This window comes from Wolbachia endosymbiont of Dipetalonema caudispina (assembly GCF_013365495.1).
Classification (GTDB): domain Bacteria; phylum Pseudomonadota; class Alphaproteobacteria; order Rickettsiales; family Anaplasmataceae; genus Wolbachia.
Genome location: NZ_CP046580.1, coordinates 387,759 through 413,398, shown reverse-complemented (window position 1 = coordinate 413,398; position 25,640 = coordinate 387,759). Strand labels below are relative to the sequence as shown.

The window sequence follows — 25,640 nt, the reverse complement described above, 5'->3', positions numbered from 1 at the left end:
CTACCCCTCTATCTTTTCAATAACTATATTATGATTTGTATAAACACATATATCAGCTGCTATCTTCATAGCTCTCTTTGCAACTTCTTCTATTGACATTCCTGTAATATCTACTAAAGCTCTCGCTGCAGATAAAGCAAAATTTCCTCCAGAACCAATGGCTACGATTCCATCCTCAGGCTCAAGAACATCACCTGTTCCTGTAATCACTAATGAAATAGATTTATCTGCAACTATCATCATAGCTTCCAGTTTCCTTAAGTATTTATCCATTCTCCAATCTTTAGCAAGCTCGACACATGCTCTCATAAGTTGTCCTGGATGTCTATCAAGTTTTAATTCTAACCTTTCAAAGAGAGTAAATGCATCAGCCGTTGCTCCAGCAAATCCGGCAATTACAGAATCACCAGAAAGACGTCTGACTTTTTTTGCACCTGATTTTATAACAGTATAACCTAATGAAACTTGTCCATCACCTATTACTATCACATTTTTATCTCTTCTAATTGATAGTATAGTAGTTCCATAAATTTTACTGCTGTTATGTTGAATCATTTTTTTCTAACTCTAAAATAGTAATCAATTATACTGTAATCATTAGTTAAATATGTTTAGCTATAGCGTATAATATAGTACTTCCCTTATAACATTTAAAGAGTAGATGCAAAACATAATTTATCCAAATTTAGAAAAAAATATCAATGATTGGTTCGAAGTAAAATTTAACAACTTTGTATTACCATTTTACAGCTCTTTAGACCTTAGAAACTCAGGTTATAAAATTGCTCCAATAGACGCCAATTTATTCCCTGCAGGCTTCAATAATTTAAGCGAAATGTCAAAAGCAACAGCAGCAAAATTGATAAAAAGCTACTTTAAAAAAAAACAATACAAAAAAATCCTTGTCATACCAGAAAATTATACAAGAAATAAAATGTATATAGAAAATGTGTTTGCCATAAAAAAAATACTACAACTGGCAGGCTTTGAAACTAAAATTGGTCTCCTTCATAAGGAAGTATCTAATTTAATAGAACCATATGAAATTATTATAAGAGATAATTCTTTGTTAAAAACAACCTCAGGATTTATACCTGATGTCATTGTACTTAACCGAGATATGACAAGCCATATTCCAGATGCATTAGAAAATGTACAACAAGAAATACTACCAAATCCACTATATGGCTGGCACAACAGACAAAAATTTCGATATTTCGAAATATATCAAAAATTAGTGTACGAATTCTGTAACGAGTTTAAAATAGATCCATGGCTTATTTCTACATTCACAGAAAATTGCAATGAAGTCTACTTTGATAATGCTTCATCTCTAGAAACAGTGGCAATTAAAGTTGATCAAACATTATCCCTAATACAAAAAAAATACAAAGAATACAAAATAAAAACTCAACCTTACGTTTTTATCAAAGCAAATAATGGAACATATGGAATGGGTATTATAACAGCAGTAAGCGGAGAAGAAATATTAACCCTTAATAAAAAAAAACGTCACAAAATGAAAAAAATAAAGGAAGGAATAGAAATTAATAGTGTTCTTATACAAGAAGGTATCCCAACCATAGATATACTTAAACATAGTCCTGCAGAACCTTTAATATATTATATAGGTAATACACCAACATGCTATTTATATCGCTGCAATAGCAAAAAAAATATATATTCCAACTTAAATTCCATTGATTGCAAATTCTATGACGTTAGCCAAACTATAAAAAATAAAACTCTACTACTCTGGAACATAGTTAGTAAATTAGCAGTACTAGCATTGACAGTAGAGATGAAATCTTTTCACATTTAAATTTTTCATCTTCATATAGCATGACTATTTGGCAAATTACCATCACGTTGAACATAACAAGTCTTATCAAGTTCACTAGAAAGATTAGCGCTAATAGGCGGCTGGTTAAACAGTTTATCAAGCCATACTAACAATAATACTACACTGCGTAGTATACCAAACGTCACACTCAAATTAAAACTATAAACTATGCCATTACCTAAGTTTATTGGTGTAGTTGCAATATCCACCCTTTTAAATACAAAGTTTAATAAACCTAATGATAAAGTCAATACACTGATAATAAAATCCTTCCTACACTCAGTGAGTTCTTTCTTATATCCAATAAATTCACTAACATCTTTTTTATCCTGACATTTATTATATACCTCCTGATACTTTTTACATGTATAATAACAGCCTATAGGTTCTGAAATGAATAAAAACAGAACTATTGATACAAAGTGAATATTATTTATTACATTTGTATTACCTTTAGTCAAAAAACGAAAAACTTGCAACATTATTAATGCTTCTATAGCATTACTTAAAAAACTAGCTAATTTACCAACTATTTTTAATAATTCTTTTTTACCATTAGGATCCCTATAATCCTCTATTAAATCACGTAAAATTAACGCAGAATGAATAATCAACAAAATAAATGTAGGAAATTTTGCCCATTGAGCAACTTCACGTATAAGACGAATATTAAATCTATTATTATCAATAAACTCGCAACAAAATTGTAGTGAAAATTTACATAACAAAGCTGTTAAACTTGTTGTAATACAAATTATCTTTTTAATATCATGATTATAAGCATGATGTACCTTTTGTGCAAACGTGCTTGGCTTTCTTTTTAGCTCGTTTAGCATAATCAGCTCATAAAATAATAACCTCTTACTATTCTATCATATAGAATTTAAAAAAAAAAGTCTTATAAATCAAGATTTTAATAACGATTTCTGCATAAATCAGCTAAACATTTTATAAATAAAGAATCAGTACTAAGAGTTGGCACACGAAAATAATACCCATCCTTAATCATTGCTTTACATTCTGTGTCAAGTTCAACAAGTGTTTCTGAATGCTCAGAAACAAAAGATACAGGTGATAAAACTACAGGTACATCATCAGCTTTTGCACGCAATAGCTCACTTTCTATACTAGGTTCTAACCATTTTATAGGCCCAATTTTACTTTGGTAGCATATTGCCCAATCAAGGGCTTTAATATCTAATCTTTTTACTATCAATCTTACTGTTTCTTCTATCTGTAAAGCATATGGGTCACCTTTTTTAACCACACTCATAGGTAAACTATGAGCCGAAAACAAAATCCTCGGCTTATTAATTTTGCTAGCTAGTTTATAATACTTGGCTACCAAACGACTATGAGCTTCAATAAAGTCTTGATTATCATAATAATGATAAATTATTTTAGTACTACATTCTAAGCCATGTTTTTTTGCACTTTCTTGCCAATTTTCAATAGATGACAAAGTTGTGGTAGTTGAATACTGAGGGTATAATGGTAGCAAAATTACTTCGTCAGGATCAAATCGCTTCACACTTTTAACAACTTCATCAGCAAATGGATGCCAATAACGTACACAGATAAATACTTTAACTAACTTTGGTGTCATTTCAACATATGATGCTGGAATCCAATTCTCTTCTTTAGATTCTACTATCACACTACTTGAATGATAAAACAAAGATTTATTAAGCTCTTGTTCAAGCGCTCTAGCTTGCATTCTTGTATTTTCTAGAATTGGTGATTTACCTCCAATTTGCCTATATATCTTTTGTGCAGTATTTTTATGTTTTGCAGATATAAATTTTGCTAAAAAAAACCGAAAAGGATTTGGTAAATTTATTATTCTTTTATCATAAAAAAGATTAAATAAAAAAGGACGAACAGCACTAAGTGAATCAGGCCCACCAAAGTTAAATAAAATAATCGCTTTTTTCACCTATGCATTACAACAAGTTGCTTTTAATATACCTATACGCTCAACTACAAGTCCATCAAGTCTAGACATAGGTATTAAATTACTAACACTAGCATATAATAAACTGCTCAATCTATGCAAGTTATTCTTTGTGGACACAAAAGCACTTCTATCAAAAATCAAATCAATACAAAAACTTAGCACTACTTCAAGAAGTTCAACAGCAGCTAAAAACAGCATGATACAACTTTGAAAAAACCTAAGAGGAAAAATTAAACACGCAATAAAAAAAGAAGTGTTATTTGACTCACTTACTTGATTGGACAAACTATATTTAACATCTTTTCTGCTTTGACCCAAAAGGGGAAATCTTATATCTTCTTTCTTAAATTCTGCATCTATTGTTTCTCTACTATAATCAGTAATCTTCTCTAACAACCACTCACGTACATGAAAATTTCTTATAAAAGAGCATATTCCTATCATAAATGTAACACATATAAATATACACTTCACAACATTTATATTACCCATCGCCGGCAACATAACACAAATAAGCGGTACTATAATCGTCATTTCAAAAAAGGGAATAATACTCCTCTTCATCACAAAAGTAGCACCTTCTCGTAGTTTTGTATTACAACACAAGCTATGCTCCAAATGACTCAAAAAAGCCAAGCCAAAAGTTAAAAAACCTTTTGTCCCACAAAAAATTGATAATTTTAAATTATTGATTAATTTTTTAGCAGCAAGTCCAGCTTCAATTAATTGTTCATGAGCTAACTCGTTTTGTTTATTATTATAATGACATTCATCCATAAAATACTATCCTTGATAGCTTATTTAACTATAAATAAAAATCCATATTGATAAAATAAAAATTCATGATAAATAAATTTATAAACATAATAATCCTATAAAAAAATAACATGATAATTGAGAAAACACTTTCAATATTGAAACCTGATGCAGTAAGAAATAACATCACAGGTAATATAAATTCCTACATCGAAAAATCTGGATTAAGAATTATAGCACAAAAAATGATGCTACTTACAAGAAAACAAGCAGAATTACTTTATAAAAAACATAAAAGTAAACCTTTTTTTGAGGAATTAATAGAATTTATGATCTCTGGTCCTATAATAGTTCAAGTTTTAGTTGGTGAAAATGCAGTAAGTAAATATAGAGAAATTATGGGATCTACAGATCCAAAACAAGCAAATAAAGGTACAATCAGAGGTGATTTTGCTGATAATATTAGCGAAAATAGAGTCCACGGTTCAGATAATCTAGAAAATTCTCGTAGAGAAATAGCTTTCTTTTTCGCTGAATGCGAATTAGTGCAGACTTAAGTGAACTTAAGACAAATACATAGTTCCTTATTTTATATTTACACATTAACCATTTTTTTAAGAAGAGAAGTCACTCCTCTCCATAATTTTTTTACAAATTAAACCATGACTATTCAATAAAACAAGATTTAAAGCCTTCTATCATACTATTAATTATAGCTAAATATGCGTCCTTTCCAGGTTCTATACCTAATCCAATAGGATCAAGAATTGCTATTTTTACATCATCAGAAAAAGCTTTAGGTTTTATACTATCTTCTCGTGAAGGAGAGAAAATACATTTAATATCTTCTTCCTTCATTATTTTTTTAAGTTTCATTAAACTTCTCATTCCCATATAAGCATCTTCTTCTATAGATAGAATAACACTTGGGTGATTTAAGTTGAAATACTTTTCAAAATATTGATAAGCATCATGGGTAACTATATACCTTTTATCTTTTAAATCACTTAATTCGTTTGCAATTTTTTCTATTTCTTGGTCTATTCTTTCTACAGCTTTATTTGCATTATGATTGTATCGATGAGAATTCTCCTTATCTATATTAGATAGTATTGTATTTATATAATATACTATATTTTTTGCATTTTCAAGACTAAGCCAAATATGAAGGTCTTTTTCATTCTGAACGTCAATAATATACTTGGAAAATGAATGTGGTCGAGCAGGAAGCAAATTAACTGCTTTTGATAACTGCACAAGTTCTTTATTTTTTCTAGCAAAGGCCTTAATAAAGGTTTCTAAGTTATCATCAACGTAAAATATAACATCACCAAACTCCAAATTACTTGCATCAGAAGGCTTTAATATATAATTATGTGCAGATGTTGTATAATCCAACAAAACTGGTTCTAAGATTTTATCTGTCACAGAAGCTACAAGTGAATGTATAGGCTTTATTGTAGCTACAACTTTTAAAGTAGATGAGAAAACAGTACTGTGATATAGTATAAATAAAAATAATAGAAAAGAAGCCAGCAAATGCCTCATGAAAACATTGAAAAAAAGTTAAGTTTTGTCAAAAAGTTAAATCATGTCAATAATAATGTTCTAAAAATAGAAAATCTTGCTCTTGTATATAACAACAAAAAAATTCTTGACGATATTAATCTATCAATAGATAAAGGAGATATAGTTACTATACTGGGACCAAATGGTGGAGGTAAAACCTCCTTAGTGAAAGTAGTCGCTGGTATAAATAAAAATTGTAGCGGTAGTATTATATTTGCTAATAATATAAAAATTAGTTATATGCCACAAAATTTTAGTATTAGTAATCTAATGCCAATAACAGTTGAATATCTCCTTTTAAACAGCTTTTCAAAAAAATTAAAAAAAAACCAATCAATTATCACAGAAGTAGTAGAATTAGTTGGTATTAGCAATATTTTAAAAAAACAAGTACTAGAAATTTCTGCAGGACAAACACAATTATTACTACTTGCACGCTGCTTAATTGCAGAACCTGACTTAATTATTTTGGATGAACCAGTTAGTGCAATGGATATTAATGCTCGAGCTAAATTTTATTCTATAATAGATAAGATAGCAAAAAAAAGATCAATTTCAATTCTTATGACATCTCATGATTTAAGCTCCATAGCACCATGCTCAGATTACATAATTTGTATAAACCACATCATATATTGCCAAGGAAAACCTGACGAAATCATGAAAAATAAAACTTTAAGCGAAATATTTAGTAGCTATATAACAAAATAAATGATTAAAAATATTCTGCGCCTTATATATATAACTATAGTACTGACCCGCTACAGTATATCATATTATTTACTTTCTCCTTCACAAAAGTCAATAAATAAAATACGTGGTTATAAATTAAAATGTGCTCTTGAAAAATTAGGTCCAGTATTTATTAAATTTGGACAGTCTATTTCATCACGTACTGATATTCTAAATGAAGATATAACAAATAACTTATTATTAATATGCGATAGATTACCATCCTTTTCATATAAAATAGCAGTTAGAACTATAGAAAACGAATTTAATTGTAAATTAAATGATATTTTTCTAAATTTTTCTGAAAAACCAATCGCAGCTGCATCAATTTCTCAAGTACATAAAGCAACTACAACACAAGGCAAAAAAGTTGCAGTAAAAGTTTTAAGACCAAATATTGAAAAAATATTCTCAAAAGATATAAAAATTCTTTTTTGGCTTGCAGGAATTATAGAGGGATTGAGCGAACAATCAAAGAGACTAAAACCAATTGAATTAGTGAAAACTTTTGCTGAAATTTGCCAATTAGAGCTAGATCTACGTTTTGAAGCTGCTCATTCTTCAGAGCTAAAAGAAAACACAAAAAATGATAAAGGTTTCTATGTACCAAAAGTAGATTGGAGTAGGACCTCAAAAAAAGTTTTGACATTAGAATGGATAGAAGCAACACCAATATATGAAGTTAAAAAACTAAATAATCATAAACAAATAGCTATTAATCTTATAGAATCATTTTGCAATCAAGTATATAGAGATTGTTTTTTTCATGCAGACATCCACCCCGGAAACTTAATGGTTGATATGAATAACAACATTATTGCTTTAGATTATGGAATCATGGGTCGAATAGACCGAGAAACATGCTACTATATAATAGAGATATTAAAAGGTTTTTTAAATCGAAATTATGATCATGTTGCAAAAACACATTTTAAAGCTGGTTATGTTTCACCACAACAAAAAAATTTTGTTACAGCATGTAGAGCAATAGGAGAACCTATTATAGGGCAACCTATACAAAAAATCTCTTTCGCTAATTTACTTACCCAATTATTTAAAATAACTAGTGATTTTAATATGAAAGTTCAAACACAATTACTATTACTACAAAAAACTCTAATTTTACTAGAAGGAACCTGCAGAAAAATCTATCCAGAAATTAATATGTGGAAAGTAGTTGAATCATGGATAAATAATCAACATAAAAATAAAATAGACTATAAAGAAAAAATAAAAAGCTCTCGTCCCGTAAAAACCATTCAAGAAATATTTAACCTTGTAGAAAAACTTAACTTAATAGCCGATCAAAAACTAGAGAATATTCAAATCAGAATTAAATCAAATATAAAAACTTATCTCTTATTATGGTTTATAATTATAGCATTAATTATTAAGCTTTTAATTTTTTAATAACAGGCTTTTACTATTTTCTCCCTTGCTATCTAAAGTAATAAATATAAAAATTTATAAGATTAAAGAACACAGATTGATTACACACGTTTAAGCGATTCATTTTAATAAACTTTTAAATAATCTTTAACCATCACATTAAAAAATACTAAACAAAAAAAGCAAACCAGAGTTAAAATTATTAACTAAGCTCTCCAGCTTATCTGTAAATGTAAAATGACTTCAAGCACAATTCCACTTAAAGTCTCTAGTAAAATAAGTTGATAAAAATTCAAGATATCACCTATGTAAACAGTCAACACAAAATAGCAAATATGAAAAAACACTTATATCATTTAGTAATGATAAATAGCATTCTACTAGAAACAAATAAAGTTGATTCATTAATCGTTTTTATTGTTTGATTAAATAACATTAAAATGTAAAAAAACTATTTTGTTAAATATCCTCGACTTCCTGGCTTATCTATTGGTAATTGTTTTAATTCTTCAGGGAGTTCTGGTTCTCTATAATTTTTGATATTTAGCTCGAGTAAGGATATAATAGGAAAAGGTAATTGCATTTCGCTATTTCTTTTAATTATAGAAGCTTCAGCAACAATTTCTCCCCCCATATCTTCTACACATTCTACAGCTTCAAGTGATGATTTACCTGTAGTTATCACATCCTCAACTAATAATAGTTTTTCACCCTGTTTAATTTCAAATCCACGACGCAATTCAAACTTACCATTAACGCGTTCACAAAACATTGTCTTGATTCCAAGCTGCTTACCAATCTCGTAACCCACAATTATTCCCCCAATTGCAAGAGATAATACTAAATCTATAGAACTATTTAATTCTTTTTTTATTTTATGTACTAACAATGCACAAATTTTTATAGCCATGCTTGGATCTTCAAAAATTTTAGCACATTGTATGTATATACTACTATGTAGTCCAGAGGATAATACAAAATGCCCACGTAGAATTGCTCCAACCTCTTCAAATTCTCTTATTATTGAACTATTCTTATCTAATATCATTTCTAAAATTTTAGACTATATTCTTAAATTAATCATCTAATCTATACAACATAAAACTATACATTGATTCAGTTTCAGTATACCACAATTGTGTAAATAGACAAGATCAGTTCTCTTATTATAGAAAACCTTTTTAAAATAAGTAACACTAACTATAAAAAAAATCTATGAATTATTTCGTTTTAAAGACAATAAATACCTATCCTCACCTACAATTAACATTACTCCTACAATCAAAAAAATAATACTGCCATACATTTTTTCCACTGTTAAGGATGGGATTATTTATCCTTCTCTAAAAATAAAGACATACCCCCCCACTTTAAGTTTTTTTACATATAGTTATAATTATCAATCAATATCACATTACTCTCAACTTAGAAAAAAACAAATATTACTAACATAATTTCCTAGATTAAAGAAGTAATATACATGATAATATAACTAATAAAACTAGAATACTTCAATAAAATCTATAATAATAAATACAAGTAAAATAAAATATAGAATCAATTACTAATTATGATGCACAGATAAACCTTAATGTTGTTCTGTTTTTCTTATAAAGAAAACAACAATTCTACCTTCCTACCTTAATTAAAAAAATAATTAACATAACAACAACTCTTTAATTAAGAAAAATCTACTAAAATTATGACCTTGAACATAAAAAGTAATGGTAATTGCACTTACACTTCCATTATACCATTAGTTTTACTTATCGATAAGTAGAAAATAATTCACAGATATAGCTTAATAGTTATAAACAGTAAAAAGCATCTTTTAAATAGCTAAATTTTAATTTTCATCGAACCTCAAAAAATAAAAAACCTTAATATACTTAAGATAGAAAATTCAAGTTTAAATCACCAATTTAGTAAGCAGTAAGTCTAACAACACTAGATAGATTTATTACTTAAATATAACTGCTTTTCATTATTTCAATAAAGTGATAAGCTACCATATAAATAACACAATAAAAAGTACTGTAAACTCTTCTCAAGACTCAAAAAAAAATAAAACAATATTATAAGCAAATTATTATTTTTAGATTCATAACAAATTAAAGTACTAATTTTTCTGGATTCACACATAACTCCATTAAAAGTTTTGTAACCGTGATTGCAGAAAACATTGAACATAGAATTCCTATTGATAAAGTTACAGAAAATCCCCTGATTGTTCCGCTACCAATAACAAACATAATTCCTGCAGCGATTAATGTGGTGATATTTGAATCAAGAATTGTTTTTATTGCATTTTTAAACCCTTCTTCAATAGCACGAACCGCTCTTTTTCCTAATCTCATTTCCTCACGAATACGTTCAAATATTAAAACGTTTGCATCTACCGACATACCAACAGTTAGTGCAATACCAGCAATTCCTGGTAAAGTTAGAGTTGCTTCAAGTAAAATAAGAATGAATAGTATGGAAATTACATCAAAAAGAATTGCAATAGAAGATAATAAACCTAACTTACCATAAATAATAGTTATAAATGAAACAACAGCTACAATAGAAATTATCGTTGCTATCTTTCCTGCTTTTATTGATTCTTCTCCAAGACTTGGGCCAATATTTTTCTCTTCTATTATTTTAAGTGGTGCTGGCAACGCTCCAGATTTTAAAAGTATTGCAAGTTCACTTGCCTGTTTCTCAGTAAAATGACCACTAATTTCTCCTTCACCATTTAAAATTGGCTCACGTATTATTGGTACAGTTAAAATAATATTATCCAAAACAATTGCAAAGGGTTTTCCTACATTTTCTTTAGTGATTTTTGCGAATCTCTTACTTGCCATATTATCAAATTTAAAATGTACTGTTGGTTTACCTAAATGACCAAATCTAACTGATGCGTTAACTAATGAATCACCACCTATTTCAACTTTACGAAATATTGGGTAAAAATTACCAAAAGTATCCTTAAGTACAACTGTGGTTTCATAATCTATGTCCTTCATCATCTTAACTACATTAATATTTACAAAATGAAAAGCCAATCTAGCAGTTTTACCAAGCAGAGATTTTATTTGCTCAACATCTTCTATCCCAGGCACTTGAACTAATATCTTATCTTGTCCTTGTTTTTGCACACTTACTTCTTTAGTGCCAAGTTTATCTAAACGTCTTTGAACATTAATAATTGATTCTAAAATTACCCCATTGATTAGAGAATTTTTGTAATGAGGTTTATATGAAATAAAAATCGATGTATCCTTTTTATTTATCTCTAAATTTGGATTTATTCGATGAACTAACACCAAAATCTTCTTATAATCATCAACATTAGTTAAAGTTATAACTATCTGTTTATTACTCTGCACACTGAAGTCAATATTTTTTGCTAGCAAACTTTCTTTTATCTCATCTGCTAATATACTCAATTTTTCTTGAAAATAAGAATCCAAATCTACATTAAGAAGTAAAGATGACCCACCTTTTAGATCAAGTCCTAAGTTTATTCTTTTTTTTGAAAAAAAGAATTTATTATCAATAAAATTTGATAATATCATGTATAAGGCAAGCAAAAAAACACATAATATTAAAAAAGATTTAACTATAAGCCTATTATGCATAAGTTGTATAATGTAAATATCAATTGTAAACTAATTATAAAACATTAAATCAAAATCGAATACATGTTAGTAAAAATAGGTACCAGAAAAAGTAGCCTTGCAATTGCTCAAGCTTTAGAAGTACAACAAAAACTGATAAATTTCTTTCCTAATTTATCTATCAAGATTATTAAAATAGAAACTTCCGGTGATAAATATATCAATTTAAACCTTGCGAAAATAGGAGGTAAAGGACTCTTTCTCAAGGAAATTGAGATTGAACTACTCAAAAATAATATAGACATGGCAGTTCACTCGGTAAAAGATGTACCTGCATTTTTCTCAAAAGACTTGGTAATTCCTTGCATTTTAGAAAGACTAAGCTCATACGATACATTTATTTCTAACAAATATAATAGCCTAAAAGATTTACCACAACAAGCTACAATTGCAACTTCTTCAATAAGAAGAAAAGTTCAGTTACTAAATTTTAGACCAGATTTGAACATAGTACCATTACGTGGAAATATAACAACTAGATTGCAAAAAAAAAGTTTTGATGGAATAATTCTAGCCGAAGCTGGACTAATAAGATTAAAAAAACGTCACTTAGCTACAGAAGTATTACCATCAAAAACCATGTTAAGTGCAGTAGGACAAGGAGCAGTTTGTATTCAATGCCGAAAAGATGATACTAAAATTATAAATCTTTTAGAAAAAATTAATGATAATAAATCCTTTATAAGAGTAAAATCAGAGCGTAGCTTCATGAAAACAGTAAATGGATCATGCTTTACACCACTTGCAGCTTTAGCGGAATATATAAATAAAAACATACTACGTCTTTATTGTATGTTAGCAGACGAGAAAGGCATATACTTTACTGAGCATACTTCATTCGCAGAAGATGCAGAAAAAATGGGTATGGATGCAGGATTAGAATTGAAATCAAGATGCTCATAAGCTTACCTAAAGTTCATGGAGTCTATCGATATAACATTTTAATGTCTAAAATAACATGGTTAAAAGTTGGTGGACAAGTTGACGTATTATTTAAGCCATATAACATCAAAGATTTAACATACTTAATTAAAAATGTTGAATTACCAATTCATGTTATCGGTGCAACCTCCAACATAATAGTACGAGATAGTGGTATTCGAGGAATAACAGTAAAACTAGGTAAGGAATTCGGATATATTAAGTATATAGGTAATAACTCCATTATTGCAGGTGGTGCTGTACTACTTAGCAATTTAGCTTATTTTGCAAAGAAGCAACAAATTAGTGGACTAGAGTTTCTAGTTGGAATTCCAGGAACAGTTGGGGGTGGAATAGAAATGAATGCAGGTGCATATGGTAGTGACATCGCAAACATTATACAATCCATAAAAGCAGTAAATTTAGAAGATGGAAACTTATATGAGTTCTCAAGTAAAAAAATGGATTATATGTATCGTGGTCATAACTTGAATGGAAGATGGATTTTCGTCGAAGCTGAGTTTAAAGGAGTAAGTTCAGAGCAGACAATTATACTAAAAAAAATAAAAGAAATTATTCATAAAAAAAATAAAAGCCAGCCAATAAAAGGGAATACTGCTGGATGCATATTTAAAAATCCTAAAAACCACCAAGCATGGAAATTAATTGATCAGTCTGAATGCCGAGGATTAGATAATGGCAGAGCTAAAATTTCTAAAAAGCATTGTAATTTTTTACTAAATTATAACAATGCAACTGCATCTGACCTAGAAATTCTTGGCAACAAGGTAAAAAATGCAGTAAAAAAAAAGTTCAACATCGAACTTGAATGGGAAATAAAGATTTTAGGTAGCTATTAAGCAAGTTTTATAGCTATTACATAATATTTTATTGTAAAAATAAAATTATTTATTTTAATTAAAAAAAAATTTTTCTTATAAATTTGTTAGCTGGAGCAGTAAAAAAACTTTAATATTTATTAAAATCAATTTTTTAAGTAACTCACCTCTTCATCATACAATTTTAAAAATCATCAATTGCTTCACTTCTTAAAAAGAAGTTATACTTTCAGACTAAAAAATTCAAGACTATCATCATCTATTTTACAAAATCACATTCATATACTATTATTTATTTTACCCATTTTTGTATTTTATCCACTAAGTTTAAAATATCATTGCAGATTTATAACTATAATTTGCCATAATGTTTTTCATATCAGATATCCTTGCTATCTATTTTTACTTATTTGTAACCAATATTCAAAATAAGCATGAAAAGTTATAGTAGAAAAAGGATGCTAAAATACTTTATCAATATCAAACCTGATCACAAAGTCAAAAATCTTTTTTTATACAAAATTAAAATAAAGAATTTTTCCCTTGTTTATTTGATTAAACTCATACTAACTTTACTAAATTAGCGGTAGGTAAAACACTTAAGTTCCTTAATAAACGTTTCTTTGATATTTCTTTTAAATTAATTTATATTTTTCTAGTAAATATTTCTAAGCTTTTTTAATTAACATTATCTTTTCGCTATCATCTTATTCAATTTATATCAAAATAGTTAAAATAAAAAGATTACATATATGATCTTTCAAAAGAATTGACTTATATTAATCAAATAGCAAGTTACTACTTACTATAAACCCACTAAGATTCCAGTTTACTTAAAGTTTATTAATTGTTATTTTTAAATAAAAAAATTTACTATAATACTATATGCCTAAAATTTTTTCTGGAGTTTTATTTATACCAATGTTTTTGATCTCTAGCTTTCTAATTATAAATACTACTGAAGCCAAGTCTAAAATAAAACTTAGTGAAAAATATAAACCTCCAGGTAACCCTGGTGGCACAAATTTTTATAAAGATGAAGATTTTGCTGAATCATATAAACTATATGAAAAGCGTAGAAAACTCCTAAAGAAAAAAAAGTTACAAAACCAAGCTAACACTAACATAAATAAAGAAAATTTAGCCAAAAAATTAAAGAAAAAAATTAACATTCTCAATAATAGACTAAGCAATTCAGAAGCCTGTATAATTAATGATGAAAAAGAAGCTATGATCAATCAACATGGTATTAATCTTGCACGTCTCAAAGGAGCTACATTCATAGATCAAGAGCAGGTTCCAAAATATAAAAATGAGCAATGTAAAGATAAATATCAAGAAGAAACAAAAGTTAAAGCAACACAAGAGAAAAAAAATTCTCCTATAAATATCGTAAAGAACACACTATTAAAAAAAACATGCTCACATGATGCTATTACAGATCTCGACAATGAAACACAACGTAATCTCAGTAGCTCGAATTTACCTGAAAGTGAAACTACTAATACAATAAAACAAACTGAACAACATGTTAAATGAAGATCTATGGAATAAACTACACCATAAACCTCACAGACACAGGACCTATGTTGTGAAAGTTGGAAAAGTAAAAATAGGTGGAAATAATCCCATAGTGATACAATCTATGGCTCTTGGTATGCATATTGATCCTGACAACATAAAAAGTAGTGCTAAGCAATATGCAAAAGAAATAATAGAACTAGCACATGCTGGTTCAGAGCTAATACGAATTGCTCTAAATTCAGAAGAAGTAGCAAAAGCAATACCTTACATAGTAGAAGAGATAAATAAAAAAGGTTTTGATGGCAAGATATTAGTAGGTTGTGGACAATATGAACTAGATAAGTTAGTTAAAAATTATCCAAGCAACATCAACATGCTAGGTAAAATTAGAATAAATCCAGGAAATATAGGTTTTGGTAATAAACGTGATAAAATTTTTGAAAGAGTTATAGAATACGCAATAAAATATGATCTTCCTGTGAGGATTGGAGTAAACTGGGGTAGTCTTGACAAGTATCTTATTCAAAAATTAATGAATGAGAACTCTTTATCTAAAAATCCAAAATCTTCTGATATTTTACTACGTAAAACACTTATAATATCTGTCCTCAGTAGTGCAAAAAAAGCTGAAGAAATTGGACTTAACCCAAACAAAATAATTATTTCTTGTAAAGTAAGCAAGGTACAGGATCTAATTCCAATTTATACAACACTTGCAAGATCTTCCAATTATGCCTTACACCTAGGCCTAACAGAAGCAGGTATGGGTAATAGAGGTATGATAAATACTACAGCAGGGCTTACTTACTTATTACAAAACGGTATTGGAGATACGATACGTGCTTCTTTAACTCAACGTCCTGGTGAATCACGAACTAACGAAATAAAAGTGTGCCAGGAAATACTTCAGTCTATAGGCTTACGCTACTTTAATCCTCAAGTTAGCTCTTGTCCAGGATGTGGACGTACAAATAGTGATCGCTTTCGCACATTAACTGAAGAAGTAAATAATTATATAAAAACTCGCATGCCAATATGGAAGGAAAAAAAAACAGGTGTAGAACACATGAATATTGCTGTCATGGGTTGCATTGTAAATGGTCCAGGGGAGAGCAAATATGCAAATCTAGGAATTAGCTTGCCTGGATATGGAGAGAAAACAGTCTCAGCAGTCTATAAAGATGGAAAATATTTCAAAACCTTACAAGGCAGCAATATATTTGAAGAATTTAAAATAATCATTGATAATTACGTAGAGGAACACTTTATTAATAAATCAAAGTACCTTTAGTATATAACCATGCACACTAGTCAATTTATTTTCAATGCTTGAATAAAAGTACTATACGGAATATCTAACTTTCCTATAGCATAAAGTCTTTTCTTACCTCTCTTTTGTTTTTCTAAAAGTTTTATTCTTCGTGTTACATCTCCACCATAAAGTTTAGCTGTTACATCTTTTCTGTATGGATTAATTGTTTCTCTGGCAATAATCTTACTACCTACTGCTGCCTGAATTATAATCTTATATTGCTGACGGGGTATTAAACTCTTTAAACGAGAGCATATTTCTCTCCCCCTTTTTTCTACTTTACTTTTATGAATAATGCAGGTCAATGCATTAACTAATTCTCCATTAACTAAAAAATTTAGCTTATCTACTTGACTCTCTCGATAATCATAAACTTCCCAGTCTAAACTTGCATATCCCCTAGAAATTGATTTTAACTTATCAAAAAAGTCAAAAATCACCTCAGACAGGGGTAAATGATATTTCAATAATGCTGTTGTTGTATTACTAATATAAGATAAACTTTTTTGTTCTCCTCTTCTTTCTTTACATAAAAATAAAACCCCTCCTAAATATTGATCAGGTACTATTATAGTCGCAGTAATCCACGGTTCTTCTACTACTTTAACTTTTTTAAAATCTGGCATATTACTAGAACTATAAATATTTAAAATATCACCATTTTGAGTTGTGATTCTATATATAACACTTGGCACAGTTACTATTAAACATAAACCAAATTCCTTCTTAAGCCTTTCTTGAACAATCTCAAGATGTAATATTCCTAAAAAACCACAACGAAATCCATAACCTAATACACTTGAAGTTTCAGCCTCAAAAGTAAAACTAGCATCATTTAAATGTAATTTTTCTAAAGCTCTTCTTAAATATTTCAAATTACCAGCTTTCTTAGGAAAAATACCACAAAATACCACAGGACGTACTTCTTTAAAGCCTGGCAATATTTCACTACATGGCCTATTCTCTTCGGTAATAGTATCTCCCACTTTACAATCAGTTACTTCTTTTATTGAAGCAACGATAAAACCTACCTCACCCGCAGAGAGTTTATCAGCCATAACCTTTTTAGGAGTAAAAATACCAATATTATCAACCTGATATATAGTACTACTAGACATCATAACAATTCTCATACCTTTCTTTAATATTCCATTTTTAATTCTTACTAAAATGACTACTCCCAAATAAAGATCATACCAACTATCAATTAAAATTGCTTGTAGAGGAGCATCTATGTCACCTTGCGGAGGTGGAAGTTTCGTTACTATTGCTTCTAATACGTCTCTTACTCCAAATCCAGTTTTTGCTGATATCAGAATCGACTTACTCGCATCAATACCTATTACTTCCTCTACCTGAAACTTTACCTTTTCTGTATCTGCAGCAGGAAGATCAACTTTGTTAAGTATGACTATTATCTCATGATTATTGTCAATAGCCTTATATACATTTGCAATAGTTTGAGCCTCAACTCCCTGGCTACTATCCACTACTAAAAGTGAACCTTCACACGCAGCCAAGCTTCGACTTACTTCATATGAAAAATCTACATGACCTGGAGTATCTATAAGATTTAAGTAATATCGATTACCATCATTAGCAGTATAGATTAGTCTCACCGTTTGTGCTTTAATTGTAATTCCACGTTCACGTTCTATCTCCATTGAATCCAGTATCTGATTAGTCATTTTCCTCATCTCAAAACCACCACATTTCTCTATCAAACGATCAGCAAGCGTTGATTTTCCATGATTTATATGTGCTATTATTGCAAAATTTCTTATGTTATTCATTAATCAACTTATTATTTAGAAAAATTATTTTACATCTTAAACATTTTAAAACAATAATTTCTTACCCCTTTGATATGGATGATACCTGTTTTGCACAAGAAATCATTTTATTAACTATATAATTTTCATGATTATTATCTATTTTAGATAATTCATATAAATAATTCACCATTATTCCAGCTGATTGACTAATACCTTTTTCAGAAGTATCTGCCATCCAGTTTAACTGCTTTATTGATGCACCATTACTTAAATGAAAGTGTGCTACCCGATCATAAGCACCACCATCATCATTTTTAACCTTTAGTAAGTAATATGCACAAAGTTTCAACAAACATTGTTTTTCATATCCAATATTAATTTTAAATTGCTTGATACTCTCTAAAACTTCTGTACTAGACTGCTTTATACCTAATTTCCCTAATAAAGTAATATCCTGATTTAAATTTCCTTTTAGCCATCTTATAAAGCCAGGTATTGGAGAAAGCGTTGCGTAAGTCTTTATACTCTTAAACTCTTGCGATAGCTTTTCTACAACTCTTTTAATCAAAAAATTACCTAAGCTAATTCCAGATAACCCAGCTTGGGTATTTGATATTGAATAAAATATAGCAGTATTTGCATTATATGGATCACTCGGGGGCATTGATTCATCTAAAAGATGCTGAATACTATCAGCAATCCTATTCATCAATGCAACCTCTACAAAAATTAGAGGTTCATTTGGTATTTTATGATGAAAAAAAGTAAAACAGAGACGATCAGAATCTAGCCTATTTTTTAAATCATCCCATGAGGAAATTTTATGCACAGCTTCATACTTTATAAGTTTTTCTAATAATGATGCAGGGGAATCCCAAGTAATTTGACGAAGATCTAGTAGATCAACATCGACCCAGGAAATAAGTATACTTTTTAATTCACTTTCTAATCGATTAAGCTCTTTATATTGCTTCTTTAACTTTAGCACATCAGAACGCATATCAACAATAAATTTCAGACCTTCTGGTAAAGAAATAAATTGCTTTAATATCTTAAAGCGAGGTGGTTCAAGAACTTTTATCAAATCTTGCTCAAATCTATAGTCTAACTCAAAATTCTTATTTTCCCTGTATTCTCTTATTCTCTCATCTATTTCTGCTTTACTTGGATTAAATTTTTCTACTAAAGTCTGCAAAAACCTTATTTTACCTTTTTCTGATAAACCTAAATATAAATTACCAAGAGATACAGTATTCCTACGTGCTGAAATTTCTCCTCCCTTTGGATTTAAGCATTCATTCATTTTCAAAACCAAGCTATCTATATCACGACTATTACCTAAATCAGGACTGATATTACCAATCCAAGACCTTACAGCACCTGCTACTCCACCTAGTATTCTAAAAAAGCCCTTCACTGCTTTCTTATCTTCAACTCGTACTACATTGTCATCAGTTTTTACTAATAACCCACTCATCCTAGACTTATTTATCAATCACATATCTCTATATTAAACCAAAGAAAAACCTTAGTCTATAGCAAGCAAGTACTTCTCAAATGATCATTAGCAACTTTTATAATATACCTAATTAAATGCCGATTAAGAAACAATACCGTAGCAAAAACAAAAAATCTAATAGTTTTCAAACACTCAATTATAAAGATTTTAATCATAGCAAATTTAAAATTGTAAAAACTAATAAAGCAAACCCTTTAAAAACACGTAATTTTTATACAATTAATTTCATTAACTAATGATAAATATAAACAAAACTTTATCAAAATTTAAGTAAAGTTAACCGATAACACACAGGAGAAACTTTACAGACTAATGACATTTCACTTTTTCAAAAAACAAATCTAAAACAAGAATTATCACTCAACTACAAAAAAAATTTGAGAAAATGTTCTAATGCAAGAAAATAGCAATCTTAAATAAACCCGTAATTAGAAAAAATTAGTTATTAATTTAATTCCTCCTATTAATGATGAAGGACTAAATAATAACTTTTACTATAGTTCCTTCCCATGAATTGATCCTTTATTAAAGAGAAACGCATTATATTAACATTGCTCTAATAGAAACTACTAGCTCAATCTGATAACACAACATTCTTAATAAAAAAACTAAATTAGTGACGTTTATAATAAAGAAAGCACTATGATTACATAATTTATAAAATTATATATTTAATCTCTAAACAAAAATGGTATAAGACATAAAAATGATAAATTTCAATTCTTGAAGTTAAGAACTTCAGAAAAAGTGCGAGAAGATGTTTAAGATTTTTTATTTATCAAGAATTTTTTCTAAAATTTATAGAAAATTAAACTCAAAATAAACATATAAATCATTTCAGAAATCAATTACAATTGATAGTTCTCTCATTACCTAAATAGCAATTTTATTTTTTCCAAAGGTAAATTACTACACACTAACAAAAACACTTATTTATTTTACTTGCCCTCCATCTACAGCAACAATAAACATAACTTATAAAACTATACTAAATAATTTTCAAAATATTCTAACAAAATATTATAATATCAATATTATTGTAACGAGCATTATATAGCTATATATAGCTTGGTATAGATTTTTTATCGAGTAATAACATATTTTGAATGATTAGTTCACACACTAATCAATTAACCCTAAAACCCAGTAATGTTATAAACACACATTTAAAGTAGAGTCCTAATAAATACTATAATAATCAAGATGATAACAAAATAAAAAATCTACTAATATTAGTAGTAATACACTAATTACATAAGTTTAACAACTTATACTCTATATATACTTAAAGTAAACTTATTAAATATAATTAATACAAAAAGTAAAAAAATCTTTCATATTTATGCATATGTATTTTTTAATAATGACAAAATCATATTTAAAAGGTTATACCCTTTACTCTTACCTTCTTAAAGGTATCCTAATATACAATTTTACTATATACTATCTAGTTTTATCATATACTTAATTAAATAATGTAAACTTTAATTCATAAGCATAACACAAAAAAAATTAAATTATATTTTACACTATACTATATTAAGAGCAGTATATACTTATTACAACCTAGCCACTTTTATCTTTTCAGATAAAAGTGTAAAATATATTACTATTTTCTGTATCACTAAAAGGGCTTTGTATAAAATAAACCTATACAGTAACCAATATTACATTGGTTTTATTCTGAAATAATCACTATTGAAATCTCTATTGAATTATCTTTACACCACTCACTTTAACTTTTTTATGTGATACCTTTAACTTTAATTAAAAAAACATGTTTACTTATAAGTAAAATTATGATAAACATTTTATTAGAATAAATTTCAATAATATTTAAGAAATTCTACTTCTTTCTTCTTTTAGGGGAATTAATAAAAATCTTTTAAGAAAAAATTAATATTGAAACAAACTGCATTGAGATAAAACATTAATAAATATTTTAATATACTATATCACTATAAAAGTAGTAGAGTTAACTTAAATTTATCTACTCTATGCTCAACACTATCAATGTTACTTTTAATTTTGTTTTCATTAAAATACCCTTTACTGACCGTTTTATTTATCTTATTTACAAGTATCTTAAACCTTTTTTTATATAATCAATTAATCTACTTCACTTTCATATACTATTATATCAGCTGATAACATAAATGTGATCTTACTCAACACACAGTACTCGCTCAACAAAAACATAATAAGCTGCACAGCTTACCTCCTTGCTTTTTTATCATTTATTTAAAAGTTAACCACTTATATTATCACTAAATTTACTTGTGCAACATAGCAAGTCAAATATCTATTTTTATGTTTTACTTTAACTTTATATATTTACCTACCTAACCATTCTTATTTCTATATATTATATTTATCATACTTTCTGCAACAGTATATACATGAAAAACAAATTTAGCTAAATAAATCTCCTACTCCTTTATAAAAAATAATCTTATCATAAATTGAAATGCTCTATTACCAAATTTTAAAAATATATGAAATCTCTATTAGGAAAAATTGACAAAAGCCTTACCATTTTTAAAACTTACTCCTTCTTTGATTACTAAAAGACCTTTCTTTTACAATTTCGCAATTTTTAATAAAATAAATGAGTAACTTTTTTTATTATACTAGTGAATGTATAATTTTTTCCTACTCTTTTAGTTATTAAACGATCCCTCAAAAGAACTTTAAAATTACTACAGGTATAATTAATATCCCTTTCAAAGTTTATACCAACTCTCATTTATACAATCAACTTTATTAGCTACTGTGGAGTGAAACCTGCTAACCATACAGTAAAAGAAAATCTTAGTTACTAAAATTAATTAAGATTGTTTTAATTATTAATTATTATTTTAAGATCATACAAACTGAAACATTGGCAATTATAAAGCATATAAATATCATAAATTTCATAACATAGTTTAAGCAGAATCAGCAAAAGTAAAATTACTCTCAACGTATCGAACATCATCATTACTTTCTAACTCTCTAATCAATATAGATAATTTATTGATTAATTTCTTATCAGTAATTTCAATTAAATTTTTTGGCCTCCATGAAAGGCGAGCAAGCTCTGGCTTTCCAAATTTTGCATAAAAAGCATTACACACTCTACAAAAATCTTTTGTTTTGCAAGTTATAATACACAATCCTTTTTTATCATTTTTCTCAACATCAAATACTTCTAATTCAATTCCATAATCAAATAGAGCTTCAAAAGCTACATTTTCCATTTTATAAATAATCAAACCTACATGATCGAAAAGGTAATTAACATTTCCCATTTCTCCTAAACTTCCACCCTTGCGCGAAAAAATATAACGTATCTCAGAAATAGTTCGATTACGATTATTTGTTAAAGCATGAACAATAAGCGCAGTACCAGATGGTCCATAACCTTCATATTGTATTTCCTCATAATTTTTTCCTACAGCACTACCAATAGCATTTTTTATTGCTGTTTTTATTTTATCTTTCGGTAAATTCTCTTTACGTGCAGTAGATAGAGCAGAGCGAAGGCGTGGATTAAGTTCAGGATTAGGTAAACCTTGCTTTGCAATAACTGTTATCTCTCTAATGAGCTTTGTAAATTTTTGAGAACGCCTTGCATCTCTAGCTCCCTTTCGATGTTTTATATTTGAAAATTGTGAATGACCAGCCATATAAATAATTATAAACTAATTGTATATTAAAGCATAGAAAAAACTCAAGTCAATTTTCATTATGGCTTACTATTTTTACATATGACTTCATCCTTCTCTTTTCTTTTTTTTAGATTTTCTGCTAGTAGACTCTTATACTGCTTAACTTCCGAATTAAGACCAAGAGCTAAATAAGCTGTTATTAAATAGTTAATAGATTTAAGAAAATAGCCAGAATCTTTATTGCTTACTATATTTTGAAATCTTTTAATTGCTGCCAAGTATTCACCACGCATTAAATAGAACTTACCAACAGAATATTCTTTTGCCAAGATATGCTCTGTAACCAGTTTAACTTTTTCCTTAATCTCTTCTATATATTTACTGTCAGGAAAAAAATTAATATACTCACTAGCTAAGTCTAGAGTTTTATATGCAATTCGTTGTCCAAGTTGGATTTTACGAATTTGCATATAATAAGATAATACCCTTAAGTAATACACATATGGTAAATCTTCACCATTCGAATAAACTTGTATATAATCATTCATATCACTTGCGGCACTATCATAGTCATGCATATTATAATGAGAAACACCAACTAATAACCTAGCTTTCATTGCCATATGAGAGAAAGGATATAAATCTTCAATTTTTTGAAATACTTTAACAGCTTGTTTATATTTTTTTTGCTTGAAAAGCCTCATCGCTTCCTCATAGAGTTTAGATTCAGTTCTTCCAGAATCATTCAATGCATAAGACTGCATAGATAAACAAATTAAAAAAATAAAGTATATAATTAAAACCCTATACATTAATTTTTTTAAATAAAATGCAATATAATTAAATATTATATAAATAACAAACTTCTTTAACTTTTAAAATAGTAGACAGAAAAACTATATAGCTAATTCTTGTACTATTATTATTTTTTATCAATCTTAAACTTTATTTATTTTCTTAAATTTCTTTACTCTCTCTCATAGTTAAAGACAAATATAAAAATTAAAGAATTACAAAAAACAATTACTTCAAGCCAAAGTAAAACTGTATCCTCTACTCTTCAAAAGAAATATTCTATATTATGTCATAATTATAATATTAAATACACTTGTTAAATATCTAATATAGATAACAACACCTAATTTATATAATAAAGCTTTTCTTTCTCTAATCTTTCTATACAATAATCAAATATAATACATATTAAAATAAACCATTAAAATAATTAATATAACTTAGTAAATCATCTATAGTATCAAATAATATCTAATATATACTATCTATAAAATGCCTTTTTCTCAACTTTAATAATTCTTGCTTAAGCCTGTCTCTAAAGATTCATTCCCTTCTCAGATCTTAACTTTTTTTTTTAATCTGCACCTTAATAAGGTCACAAAAAAAATTTCAGAAAAAATCTAAACACAAAACTATTAGCCTTCAATTTTATTGACTTGCAAACTAATATATTAAATAAATCTCAATTATTTAATTAAATTTATTATAACAAAAACTTCCTTTTTAAGAAATTCAGCTAGTTTGTTTAATACCAATTAAAATATAACTATAGCCTGACCATACAGTTATAATAGCTGCAATCCAAAGACAAATTATACCTATACGTTGAGTTATTTCATAATCATTAACTATTAAAGCTACAACAGCAATCATTTGTAAAAATGTTTTAATTTTCCCAATTTTGCTTACAGGTAAGCTAGCATTCATAGCTATTAAGAATTCCCGTAGACCAGAAACTAATATCTCTCTACAAACAATTATCACTGATGGTATTATCGTAAAATCATTTATCTTGTGCTTATAAATTAACATAATTATTGTTGAAACTACTATTAACTTATCAGCAATCGGATCAAATAGTCTACCAAATCTCGATTGAACTTGCCATACACGTGCTAAGTAACCGTCAAAGAAATCTGTAATACATGCAAATATAAAAATTGATATAGTGATTAAGCTTGCATATTTATTTTCTATATAAAAACTTAATATTATTGCTGGTATTGCAAATGCACGAGAAATTGTCAGTAAATTAGGCAAGTTTTTCTTAAACATGCAATGTAATTTTAATGCAGTACAGTAAATTATTTATACAGTAGTAGGGTATAATTCACAAGCTAATAGTTTAACGATTGAATATTATATCAAAACTCCATATACTTAAAAAAATT

At 27.9% G+C, this 25,640-nt stretch carries 20 protein-coding genes; 8 read left to right on the top strand and 12 right to left on the bottom strand.

Annotation, left to right across the window (positions count from 1 at the left end):
* A complete protein-coding gene (gene hslV, locus GOY14_RS01555) occupies positions 1–555 on the bottom strand; it encodes an ATP-dependent protease subunit HslV (RefSeq protein ID WP_175809550.1) in 555 nt (184 codons plus the stop codon).
* 106 nt (positions 556–661) lie between these two features.
* Between hslV and gshA the strand changes: the two genes are divergently transcribed.
* Positions 662–1,822: a glutamate--cysteine ligase gene (gene gshA / locus GOY14_RS01550; RefSeq protein ID WP_175809549.1), complete on the top strand. Its 1,161-nt coding sequence runs from the start codon at positions 662–664 to the stop codon at positions 1,820–1,822.
* 11 nt (positions 1,823–1,833) lie between these two features.
* On the opposite strand, the gene GOY14_RS01545 is transcribed toward gshA, so the two are convergent.
* The 3 genes from GOY14_RS01545 to GOY14_RS01535 all read right to left on the bottom strand — a co-directional run bounded on the left by GOY14_RS01545 (position 1,834) and on the right by GOY14_RS01535 (position 4,577).
* The gene (locus GOY14_RS01545) at positions 1,834–2,679 is read right to left on the bottom strand and encodes a hypothetical protein (RefSeq protein WP_175809548.1); all 846 of its coding nucleotides are present in this window, start codon (positions 2,677–2,679) and stop codon (positions 1,834–1,836) included.
* 77 nt (positions 2,680–2,756) lie between these two features.
* Positions 2,757–3,779: a ferrochelatase gene (hemH, locus tag GOY14_RS01540; protein ID WP_175809547.1), complete on the bottom strand. Its 1,023-nt coding sequence runs from the start codon at positions 3,777–3,779 to the stop codon at positions 2,757–2,759.
* Complete coding sequence (locus GOY14_RS01535; RefSeq protein WP_255419708.1) at positions 3,780–4,577, bottom strand: hypothetical protein; 798 nt, start codon at positions 4,575–4,577, stop codon at positions 3,780–3,782.
* A gap of 113 nt (positions 4,578–4,690) precedes the next feature.
* On the opposite strand from GOY14_RS01535, the gene ndk reads away from it, so the two are divergent.
* On the top strand, positions 4,691–5,113 hold the full coding sequence (ndk, locus tag GOY14_RS01530; protein WP_175809869.1) for a nucleoside-diphosphate kinase: 423 nt from the start codon (positions 4,691–4,693) through the stop codon (positions 5,111–5,113).
* Between the two features lie 109 nt (positions 5,114–5,222).
* Here ndk and GOY14_RS01525 read toward each other — a convergent pair whose 3' ends face one another.
* Positions 5,223–6,104, bottom strand: coding sequence for a zinc ABC transporter substrate-binding protein (locus tag GOY14_RS01525; protein ID WP_175809546.1), 882 nt, complete (start codon positions 6,102–6,104; stop codon positions 5,223–5,225).
* Between GOY14_RS01525 and GOY14_RS01520 the strand changes: the two genes are divergently transcribed.
* Complete coding sequence (locus tag GOY14_RS01520; protein WP_175809545.1) at positions 6,096–6,836, top strand: metal ABC transporter ATP-binding protein; 741 nt, start codon at positions 6,096–6,098, stop codon at positions 6,834–6,836. The two genes, GOY14_RS01525 and GOY14_RS01520, sit on opposite strands and share 9 nt — an antisense overlap.
* Positions 6,837–8,267: a 2-polyprenylphenol 6-hydroxylase gene (gene ubiB, locus GOY14_RS01515; protein ID WP_175809544.1), complete on the top strand. Its 1,431-nt coding sequence runs from the start codon at positions 6,837–6,839 to the stop codon at positions 8,265–8,267.
* A gap of 430 nt (positions 8,268–8,697) precedes the next feature.
* On the opposite strand, the gene pyrE is transcribed toward ubiB, so the two are convergent.
* Both pyrE and secD read right to left on the bottom strand, forming a co-directional pair.
* Positions 8,698–9,294, bottom strand: a complete 597-nt coding sequence (gene pyrE / locus GOY14_RS01510) for an orotate phosphoribosyltransferase (RefSeq protein ID WP_175809543.1) — start codon at positions 9,292–9,294, stop codon at positions 8,698–8,700.
* Between the two features lie 1,063 nt (positions 9,295–10,357).
* Complete coding sequence (gene secD, locus GOY14_RS01505; protein ID WP_175809542.1) at positions 10,358–11,875, bottom strand: protein translocase subunit SecD; 1,518 nt, start codon at positions 11,873–11,875, stop codon at positions 10,358–10,360.
* 63 nt (positions 11,876–11,938) lie between these two features.
* Here secD and hemC point away from each other — a divergent pair, with 63 nt between their 5' ends.
* The 4 genes from hemC to ispG all read left to right on the top strand — a co-directional run bounded on the left by hemC (position 11,939) and on the right by ispG (position 16,489).
* Positions 11,939–12,817, top strand: a complete 879-nt coding sequence (gene hemC / locus GOY14_RS01500; protein WP_175809541.1) for a hydroxymethylbilane synthase — start codon at positions 11,939–11,941, stop codon at positions 12,815–12,817.
* Positions 12,808–13,695: a UDP-N-acetylmuramate dehydrogenase gene (murB, locus tag GOY14_RS01495; RefSeq protein WP_175809540.1), complete on the top strand. Its 888-nt coding sequence runs from the start codon at positions 12,808–12,810 to the stop codon at positions 13,693–13,695. The genes hemC and murB overlap by 10 nt, the downstream gene beginning before the upstream one ends.
* A gap of 864 nt (positions 13,696–14,559) precedes the next feature.
* Positions 14,560–15,213 carry a TRP75-related protein gene (locus GOY14_RS01490; RefSeq protein WP_175809539.1) on the top strand — a complete coding sequence of 218 codons (654 nt, stop codon included), beginning with the start codon at positions 14,560–14,562 and terminating at the stop codon, positions 15,211–15,213.
* The gene (ispG, locus tag GOY14_RS01485) at positions 15,203–16,489 is read left to right on the top strand and encodes a flavodoxin-dependent (E)-4-hydroxy-3-methylbut-2-enyl-diphosphate synthase (RefSeq protein WP_175809538.1); all 1,287 of its coding nucleotides are present in this window, start codon (positions 15,203–15,205) and stop codon (positions 16,487–16,489) included. Before GOY14_RS01490 ends, ispG begins: the two co-directional genes overlap by 11 nt.
* 20 nt (positions 16,490–16,509) lie before the next feature.
* On the opposite strand, the gene lepA is transcribed toward ispG, so the two are convergent.
* The 5 genes from lepA to pgsA form a co-directional block, all read right to left on the bottom strand.
* Entirely contained in the window at positions 16,510–18,303 is a 1,794-nt protein-coding gene (gene lepA / locus GOY14_RS01480) for a translation elongation factor 4 (RefSeq protein ID WP_175809537.1), read from the bottom strand.
* Between the two features lie 61 nt (positions 18,304–18,364).
* Positions 18,365–19,762, bottom strand: a complete 1,398-nt coding sequence (locus tag GOY14_RS01475) for a malonyl-CoA decarboxylase (protein WP_175809536.1) — start codon at positions 19,760–19,762, stop codon at positions 18,365–18,367.
* Between the two features lie 2,969 nt (positions 19,763–22,731).
* Positions 22,732–23,472: a YebC/PmpR family DNA-binding transcriptional regulator gene (locus GOY14_RS01470; RefSeq protein WP_175809535.1), complete on the bottom strand. Its 741-nt coding sequence runs from the start codon at positions 23,470–23,472 to the stop codon at positions 22,732–22,734.
* A gap of 59 nt (positions 23,473–23,531) precedes the next feature.
* Entirely contained in the window at positions 23,532–24,266 is a 735-nt protein-coding gene (locus GOY14_RS01465; RefSeq protein WP_175809534.1) for an outer membrane protein assembly factor BamD, read from the bottom strand.
* 715 nt (positions 24,267–24,981) lie between these two features.
* The gene (gene pgsA, locus GOY14_RS01460) at positions 24,982–25,524 is read right to left on the bottom strand and encodes a CDP-diacylglycerol--glycerol-3-phosphate 3-phosphatidyltransferase (RefSeq protein WP_175809533.1); all 543 of its coding nucleotides are present in this window, start codon (positions 25,522–25,524) and stop codon (positions 24,982–24,984) included.
* Positions 25,525–25,640: the final 116 nt, after the last annotated feature.

Excerpts from the sequence above, each read along its gene's own strand:
- hslV (WP_175809550.1), bottom strand. The coding sequence starts at position 555 with ATGATTCAACATAACAGCAGTAAAATTTATGGAACTACTATACTATCA.
- ubiB (WP_175809544.1), top strand. The coding sequence starts at position 6,837 with ATGATTAAAAATATTCTGCGCCTTATATATATAACTATAGTACTGACC.
- pyrE (WP_175809543.1), bottom strand. The coding sequence starts at position 9,294 with ATGATATTAGATAAGAATAGTTCAATAATAAGAGAATTTGAAGAGGTT.
- GOY14_RS01545 (WP_175809548.1), bottom strand. The coding sequence starts at position 2,679 with ATGCTAAACGAGCTAAAAAGAAAGCCAAGCACGTTTGCACAAAAGGTA.
- gshA (WP_175809549.1), top strand. The coding sequence starts at position 662 with ATGCAAAACATAATTTATCCAAATTTAGAAAAAAATATCAATGATTGG.
- secD (WP_175809542.1), bottom strand. The coding sequence starts at position 11,875 with ATGCATAATAGGCTTATAGTTAAATCTTTTTTAATATTATGTGTTTTT.
- ispG (WP_175809538.1), top strand. The coding sequence starts at position 15,203 with ATGTTAAATGAAGATCTATGGAATAAACTACACCATAAACCTCACAGA.
- GOY14_RS01535 (WP_255419708.1), bottom strand. The coding sequence starts at position 4,577 with ATGGATGAATGTCATTATAATAATAAACAAAACGAGTTAGCTCATGAA.
- pgsA (WP_175809533.1), bottom strand. The coding sequence starts at position 25,524 with ATGTTTAAGAAAAACTTGCCTAATTTACTGACAATTTCTCGTGCATTT.
- GOY14_RS01470 (WP_175809535.1), bottom strand. The coding sequence starts at position 23,472 with ATGGCTGGTCATTCACAATTTTCAAATATAAAACATCGAAAGGGAGCT.
- GOY14_RS01465 (WP_175809534.1), bottom strand. The coding sequence starts at position 24,266 with ATGTATAGGGTTTTAATTATATACTTTATTTTTTTAATTTGTTTATCT.
- GOY14_RS01490 (WP_175809539.1), top strand. The coding sequence starts at position 14,560 with ATGCCTAAAATTTTTTCTGGAGTTTTATTTATACCAATGTTTTTGATC.
- GOY14_RS01520 (WP_175809545.1), top strand. The coding sequence starts at position 6,096 with ATGCCTCATGAAAACATTGAAAAAAAGTTAAGTTTTGTCAAAAAGTTA.
- GOY14_RS01525 (WP_175809546.1), bottom strand. The coding sequence starts at position 6,104 with ATGAGGCATTTGCTGGCTTCTTTTCTATTATTTTTATTTATACTATAT.
- GOY14_RS01475 (WP_175809536.1), bottom strand. The coding sequence starts at position 19,762 with ATGAGTGGGTTATTAGTAAAAACTGATGACAATGTAGTACGAGTTGAA.
- hemC (WP_175809541.1), top strand. The coding sequence starts at position 11,939 with ATGTTAGTAAAAATAGGTACCAGAAAAAGTAGCCTTGCAATTGCTCAA.
- lepA (WP_175809537.1), bottom strand. The coding sequence starts at position 18,303 with ATGAATAACATAAGAAATTTTGCAATAATAGCACATATAAATCATGGA.
- murB (WP_175809540.1), top strand. The coding sequence starts at position 12,808 with ATGCTCATAAGCTTACCTAAAGTTCATGGAGTCTATCGATATAACATT.